Annotated in this window: 8 protein-coding genes; 1 reads left to right on the top strand and 7 read right to left on the bottom strand. The window is 61.0% G+C overall.

The features are described 5' to 3' along the window. Positions 1–655, top strand: a 655-nt coding sequence (locus ACESMT_RS21595) for a molybdopterin oxidoreductase family protein (RefSeq protein ID WP_372828647.1), incomplete at its 5' end; no start/stop codon positions are given. A gap of 123 nt (positions 656–778) precedes the next feature. Here ACESMT_RS21595 and ACESMT_RS21600 read toward each other — a convergent pair. From ACESMT_RS21600 to ACESMT_RS21630, 7 genes are all read right to left on the bottom strand, one after another. Further along, positions 779–1123, bottom strand: coding sequence for an antibiotic biosynthesis monooxygenase (locus ACESMT_RS21600; protein WP_372828648.1), 345 nt, complete (start codon positions 1121–1123; stop codon positions 779–781). 157 nt (positions 1124–1280) lie between these two features. Beyond that, complete coding sequence (locus ACESMT_RS21605) at positions 1281–1547, bottom strand: tryptophan-rich sensory protein (RefSeq protein WP_372828649.1); 267 nt, start codon at positions 1545–1547, stop codon at positions 1281–1283. Positions 1548–1614: 67 nt separating this feature from the next. Continuing rightward, positions 1615–2742: a YgaP-like transmembrane domain gene (locus tag ACESMT_RS21610; RefSeq protein ID WP_372828650.1), complete on the bottom strand. Its 1128-nt coding sequence runs from the start codon at positions 2740–2742 to the stop codon at positions 1615–1617. Next, a complete protein-coding gene (locus ACESMT_RS21615; RefSeq protein ID WP_372828651.1) occupies positions 2739–3794 on the bottom strand; it encodes a DMT family transporter in 1056 nt (351 codons plus the stop codon). Before ACESMT_RS21615 ends, ACESMT_RS21610 begins: the two co-directional genes overlap by 4 nt. A gap of 44 nt (positions 3795–3838) precedes the next feature. Next, the gene (locus tag ACESMT_RS21620) at positions 3839–5221 is read right to left on the bottom strand and encodes an NAD-dependent succinate-semialdehyde dehydrogenase (RefSeq protein ID WP_372828652.1); all 1383 of its coding nucleotides are present in this window, start codon (positions 5219–5221) and stop codon (positions 3839–3841) included. 36 nt (positions 5222–5257) lie between these two features. Next, on the bottom strand, positions 5258–5713 hold the full coding sequence (locus ACESMT_RS21625) for a hypothetical protein (RefSeq protein WP_372828653.1): 456 nt from the start codon (positions 5711–5713) through the stop codon (positions 5258–5260). Between the two features lie 41 nt (positions 5714–5754). After that, positions 5755–5944: DUF2177 family protein (locus ACESMT_RS21630; protein ID WP_372828654.1), on the bottom strand; the 190-nt coding region annotated here is incomplete at its 5' end.

The raw sequence follows: 5944 nt of genomic DNA on the forward strand, positions 1-5944 counted from the left end.
CTGGCACTACAACCACGTCAGCGAAGTCTTCGACGAGATGCGCCACACCATGCCCAGCATTGGCGGCATCACCTGGGACCGGCTGGACCGCGAGCACTCGGTCACCTACCCCTGCATGAAGGAGGGTGACCCAGGCCAGTCGGTGGTGTTTGTGGACACCTTCCCGCGCGACACCGGCCGTGCCCGCTTCGTGCCCGCCGACATTATTCCGGCCGACGAGCGGCCGGACACCGAGTACCCCATGGTGCTTATCACCGGCCGCCAGCTCGAACACTGGCACACCGGCAGCATGACGCGGCGCGCCACGGTGCTCGATGCGATCGAGCCCGATCCGGTGGCCATGGTGCACCCGTTGGACCTGGCCGCCATGGGCGGCAAACCCGGCGATGTGGTGACCATTGCGTCGCGCCGCGGCGAGGTGGCGCTCTACGCCCGGGCCGACGAAAGCTCGCCACGCGGCGCGGTGTTCGTGCCTTTCTGCTACTACGAAGCAGCCATCAACAAGCTGACCAACGCGGCGCTGGACCCGTTTGCCAAGATTCCGGAATTCAAGTACTGCGCGATCAAGGTCTCGCTGGGCGGCGTGCCGCCGGTGCAGGACGGCTACGGCGGCGGCCAGGCGCTGGAAAACTCTGTCGCACTTGCCGGTATCTGACTCGCCACATCTGTCATCCCGGACCTGATCCGGGATCCATGCCACTCAGCTACGGAGCAGGCCGGCGCGACATGGATGGCGGGTCAGGCCCGCAATGACCATCAGATTGAAATAGAAATGGAATTAGCCGTGCGCCTGCCGGGAGTCGGCCGGTGCCTGCTCGCGCTCCTTGAGCCCGTAGTCACGCCTTACCTCGGCAATGCGCAGCCGGTAATCCCTGAACATGGTGCCGCGCCCTGCGGCCTGCGCGGCGCGGTGCGTCTCCAGGTTGCGCCAGGCCGTCAGGCAGGCTTCGTCGCGCCAGAACTGCAGCGACAGCAGCTTGTCGGGCTCGGTCAGGCTCTGGAAGCGTTCGATGGAAATAAAGCCATCCATCTTGAGCAGCTCGGTCTTGAGCTCGGCCGCCCAGTTCAGGTAGCCCTCGCGATGCTCGGGGGCTGGCCAGACTTCGAAAATCACGGTCACCATAAAGTGTTTTCCTTTCAGGTTTCAAAACAGCTCCGGGCCGCCGAAGCGGTCGTATTCTAGTCGTTCCGTAAGTTTTCCAAGGCGTTGGGCGCACGGGCGGGATCCCATGCACAGTCTGGGTCAGGGCGAGCAAAGTGGCGATTGACATCGCTGACGGCTATGGCCACCGCGCATGCGACTGGCAAGTACAGCTACCAGCAGATCGCTGAACATTACTGCGCAATCTGGTCAAGTTAACTTCGCTCGGCGCCTTACCCCAGAACTTGCGGATTGAGTTGCCACAAAGAAAATTGAGCACGGCAGCGAAGCTGACAAGCAGCAGATACGGACTGAGGAGCGCGCCTGCTGGTGGGCGTGCCCGCCACGAATACACCAAAGCTGCAACGCCAAGTACCCTAAGCAGCTCAGCCTCAGCACATCCCAAAGCGGTGCCGATGTTGGCTTGATGAGAGTGCTTTACCAGTCGTATCTATCAGGGTCCAGAATTTTAACTAATTACCTGTGCAGGTATTTTTACCAAACGCTGCATACAGCCCACACCAGCTAAACAGTGCTGCAAAAAAGGCAAAGCCCGAGAAGAAAAGCAACCAGGGGCTCCATGTGGTGGTTATGGCAACGAGAAGAAGTACGACGCCGACAAGCGCTCGTACCACTCTGTCATTGGTACCAATATTTTTGCTGGCGCCGTGAGTCGTATTTCTTGCAAATCGCTTAAGCAGGGCGCGATAGATAAATCCGGATATAAACGCCAGCACAAACATAATGAGAATGAATCCCCAGCCCAATGGCGACAGGATGAAGCCTATGGGAGATTTATTGAAGAAATCTTTTTTCAATTCTGGAATAAGTGTGAGTGCATTCATGCCTTCCTTGAAGTCAAAAGTTTCTATCTCGCCTACAGCGAGCGAGTACTTGCTGTCATTGTTGGCGCTTGTGACACGTATCTCGTAGGTGCCCGCATCTGCCTGCGCTTTGTACTCTGGCCCCTTCCAATACGTGTCACGACCAAATTCTTCAAAAAATGTCTTCCACTGAAAGTTCGTACTGTCCAGAAGTGCGAGTTGTTTGCCATCTTTCAGAATGACAGCCGAGACATCTTTTTTTTGGCCAGCAATGTCCGGGACAAGGACTCCGACATAAAGTGCAAAAGCTTTTTCGGATCTGATCGTGTAGACCGCAGGTTTGCCATCGAGAGTCCCATAGTAGGCCTTGGAGACTTCTGGCAACGTGACGACGGTCGGGTTCTCTTTCACGATCCTCGGCTGATGTGCAAAGGCAGCAGTCGGCAGTAAAAATGCAGCTAGAAGTAGCGTGATGGTGATCAGGCGTGTTTTCATGGACGAAGTATTCCCTTCTGTGTTTTCGGAGGAGCGAGCGTGACGGCTGACCCAATGAGCGCGCATGGCCGTGTCGACGTTCTCAAATGCCACACGGCATGGGTCGGCGAAGTGGCTCTTGCGTGCCCCTCCTCCGTGGCCGGCCACGTAGACCGTGCGCGCTGCGGCCGAGAAGATCGCGACCTGCGAGAAGCCGAGCAGTGTGGGATCGAACATGGTGTCGGGGTTGAAGATGACAAAATCGCGTGCCTGCTCATCAGGCTCTTGCCTGGGTTCGCTCATGCTGTGGCTTCCTTCATGCCGCCCCAAGCGACGAGCGCCACCCCAATGGTGATCAGAGGGACGGCATAGACCAGCCCGCGAGGAGGGGCTTCGTTCAGAAACAGGATGGCCACGGGTACGCCCACAACCGCGCCCACCGACCCCAGCAAACTCAGCAGCACAGGACCGCCGCTCTTCTGTAGCAGGAGCAGAAGCAGAAACTGCGCTGCAAACAGTCCGGTCTGCACGCCGATCAGAAGGTAAGGCAGCGCGCTCCCATGCGGCACTGCAAGCGAAAAGCCCGGCATAAACCCAGTTATCACAAGCATTGCAGCTGCTGTGATCAACATGCCCGAAGCTAGGCCCTCGGGGTGCTCGTTCTCGGGCCAGCGCAGAGTGCGGTAGAGGTTACCTGCGGCGAGTAGCACCGGGCCACATAGCGTGATCAAGATCCAGCGCGCCGAAGCATCGGGCGACGAAAGCCCGAACGCAGCCAGCACTGCGGCGCCCGCAAGGGCGAGCACCACGCCGGCCGCCCGAAGGGTGCTGAACCGTTCCACGCCGAACAGCAGCGCGCCCAAATACGTCAGCAGCGGTGGAAACGTGATCGCGAGTGCCACGAAGGAGGCACCCACGTGCTCAACGGCAGAGAAGAACAGCAGATTCGAACCGGCGACGGTGAAAAACGCGGCGACCACGAAGTACTCTAAAGTCCGGGCGTTCAACGCTGGAAGCAGGCCGCGGACGGCAGCAATCACCAACAGGATCAGCGCAGCGCCGCTGACTGACCAGGCAAGGAAAGCAAGCGGGGGCAGACCGTTCTCCCCCGCTATTTTGGCAAGGTTGCTGGTCAGGCCGAGCGTAGTGCCGGCTGCCAGAAGCAGCAGCAGCGAACGAGAGTGGCTGACAGACAACGTAGGTTGGCGCATATTGGAGGGCGAAGCAGGCGAGGGATGTTGACGAAAGGGATTTTTGTCGAGCAGCAGGCGGTGCGGTGGTTTACCCTGGGCCACCGCCGCAACGATGGCCCTGGTAGCGCGCTTGGCAACACTCACCTTGCTGGCAGCGGTCATGTAGTCATCAGTCTGGTGCTTGTGCTGGTTGTGGTAGCCCAGGGTCAGGCCGGTGCCGGGAAGTGCCCGGTGCGGATCAGCTTCTTGTTGACGAACTCCTGGATGCCCATGTGGCCCAGCTCGCGTCCATAACCAGAGCCCTTGATGCCGCCGAAAGGCAGTTCGGCATCGGACCCATCGATGTTGTTGACGAACATCATCCCGGTGTCGACCTGGCTCGCGACCCGCTTGCCTCGGGCCTCGTCCTTGGTCCACACCGAGCCGCCCAGGCCGAAGTCGGAATCGTTGGTCAGGGCAATGGCGGCGGCCTCGTCCTTGACGCGGAAGAACGAAACCACCGGGCCAAAAAACTCGTCGCGGAAGGCGGGGTTGTCGGGCTTGATGTCGGTGAGGATAGTCGGCTGCATGAACCAGCCTGGCCGGTCTATGCGCTTGCCACCCATCAGCAGCGTCGCGCCGCCCTTCACTGCGGCATCTACCTGCGCCAGTAGTTTCACCAACGCGGCTTCGGTGGACAGCGGACCATGGGTGGTTGCTTCAATCATCGGGTCGCCCGGCTTCAAGGCTTCCAGCGCGGTCCTGAACTTGGCCAGGAATGGGTCGGCTACGGCATCCAGCACGATGAATCGCTTGGCCGCGTTGCAGGTCTGGCCGCCGTTGTACATGCGGCCCCAGACGGCCCAGGGGATGGTCTTGTCGATGTCGGCATCGTCGAGCACGATGAAGGCGTCGCTGCCGCCCAGTTCCATGGTGGACTTCTTCAGGTTCTGGCCGGCCCGGGCCGCCACTTTGCGGCCTGCCTCCACGCTGCCGGTCAGCGCCACGCCCTTGACGCGCGCATCATCAATCACGCGGTCGGACTGTTCGTAAGAGATGCGCAGGTTGGTGTAGGCGCCAACGGGCGCGCCGGCATCGCGCAGCAACTTCTCGAAGGCGATGGCGCATTGCGGCACGCAGCCGGCATGCTTGACCACCAGCACGTTGCCGGCCATCAACTGCGGGCCGGCCACGCGGGCGAGTTGGTAGTACGGGAAGTTCCAGGGTTCGACGCAGAACAACACGCCGATGGGTGAATTTTCCATGTGCGCTTGGCCGACCTTGGGTTGCAGCTTTGTCGGCGCGAGGAAAGACTCGGCGTGCTCGGCGTAGTAGGCCAGGATGTCGGCGCTGAACGTCACCTCGCCACGCGCCTCATCGATGCGCTTGCCCATGTCCTGCGTCGCGAGCCTGGCGAAGTCATCGACGTGCGCGTGCATCAGCGCAGCCGCTTTGTTGACGATGACCGCGCGCTCGGCATAACTCTTGTGCCGCCAGGTCTGAAAGCAGTTGTCGGCGGCGGCCAGCGCCTTTTCGAGCTGCGCCTCGGTCAGGTGCTCGAAGCTCTTGAGCAGCTTGCCGGTGTTGGGGTTGATGCTTTGGTAGGTCACGGGATGTCGTCCTTTGGGGTTATTGATCTTCGCGGATCAGACCATCTGGGCGGGATAGTCGGTGTAGCCCTTGGCGCCGGGCACGTAAAACGTAGCCGTGTCGGGCGCGTTGAGCGGTGCGTCCTTGCGCATCCGCGCCACGAAGTAGGGGTTGGCCAGGAACGGGCACCCGAAGGCGATCAGGTCGCCGCGCTTGTCCAGCAGCGCCTGCTCGGAGCTCGCGTAGTCGAAGCCGCCGGAGAGGATGAACAGACCGTCGAAGGCGGCACGCAACTCGCGATTGAAATCGGCGGGTACCGGCGGCGCGCCCATGGACGAGTGATCGACCGATCCCGCTGGCCGCGAGGCGGATGCGCAGTCGGCAGGTTCGGGGTGTCTGAAAGCTGAAGCTTGCGCGACAGGCTTCGTCCGGTCTGTTCGATAGCACACCGGGCGCCCCGCGGGCTTTTTGCCGCTGAACATAGCCTTGGCCATCACGAACAACCAGGTCAATTTTTTTTACTCACGTTCCAGTAGCCGATAGTGCGCGCGTCTCATGTCATGCGCCCCAGCGCCCAGCGTCCCGCCGCAGCTGCGGCGGCTGTGAGTGCCGTGCCCCAGGCGATATCGACCAGGGTCAGGCGCAACGGCCAGCCCCGCAGCGTAGCCAGGTTGCTGAGGTCGTAGGTGGCATAGGCAAAGAAGCCGAACAGCGCGCCGGCCAACACCGCGCGCGACCAAGGC

Source organism: Polaromonas sp. (assembly GCF_041689105.1).
In the GTDB taxonomy this organism is placed as follows: domain Bacteria; phylum Pseudomonadota; class Gammaproteobacteria; order Burkholderiales; family Burkholderiaceae_C; genus Polaromonas.

Coding starts and splice junctions, on each gene's coding strand:
- ACESMT_RS21610 (WP_372828650.1), bottom strand. CDS start 2,742: ATGAGCGAACCCAGGCAAGAGCCTGATGAGCAGGCACGCGATTTTGTC.
- ACESMT_RS21600 (WP_372828648.1), bottom strand. CDS start 1,123: ATGGTGACCGTGATTTTCGAAGTCTGGCCAGCCCCCGAGCATCGCGAG.
- ACESMT_RS21615 (WP_372828651.1), bottom strand. CDS start 3,794: ATGACCGCTGCCAGCAAGGTGAGTGTTGCCAAGCGCGCTACCAGGGCC.